The organism is Aminobacter sp. P4_D5, from assembly GCF_056401815.1.
In genome coordinates this window covers 1-629 of the sequence record NZ_JBFUIP010000927.1, presented here as the reverse complement: position 1 = coordinate 629, position 629 = coordinate 1, and the positions used below count along the sequence as shown (strand labels likewise).

The 629-nt window shown below is 71.2% G+C and carries 1 protein-coding gene; it reads right to left on the bottom strand.

The annotated features are described in order from the left end of the window. Positions 1-629, bottom strand: a 629-nt coding sequence (locus AC1DWF_RS35840; RefSeq protein ID WP_476843209.1) for an endo-1,4-beta-xylanase, incomplete at both ends; no start/stop codon positions are given.

Here is a 629-nt window from a genome sequence, read left to right as displayed (position 1 = left end):
GTGCTCAGGAACTGGACGAAGGGCTCGGGCCGGAACGGCTCTCGCATCTGCAGGTGGCCCTGGATGCCGATGGCGTCCAGCGGACAATTGCGGTCCAGAAGCCCCCGCACCACGCGCAGCAGCCGCTCGCGCTTCATTTGGGCCCAGGGCGTGTCGGCATAGACGCCGAACTCGTTCATCGTCAGTCGCAGGGTCGTGTCGGCCTGCCGGGCCAGGCGCAGGGCGCGCTCGAGGTAGGCGGGACCGAGCGCGGCCAGCCAGGGCGAGGGCCGCAGGTCGCCGCTGGTCGCGCTGGGATTGTCGCCGCCCGGCGGCGCCGAGATGACCTCGTTCAACACGTCCCAATCGCGAATGACAGGGCGCGTCTCGGCGAGGACGGTGGTGATGTACGTCTCCATCACCTGCTGCGCCTGGGACGGGCCTTCGGCCAGGGCAGGCGCGAGCCAGGCCGGCATGGCCTCGTGCCAGAGCAGCGCATGGCCGCGCACCCGCTGGCTGTTGGCCTGGGCGAAGCGCAGCAGCGCGCGCAGCGGCTCGAATTCGAAACGGCCGCGCTCGGGCTGGATGGCGTCCCACTTCCCTTCCCATTCCGGCACGAGCAGCTCGGCCTCGCGGGCGACCAGGGCGGA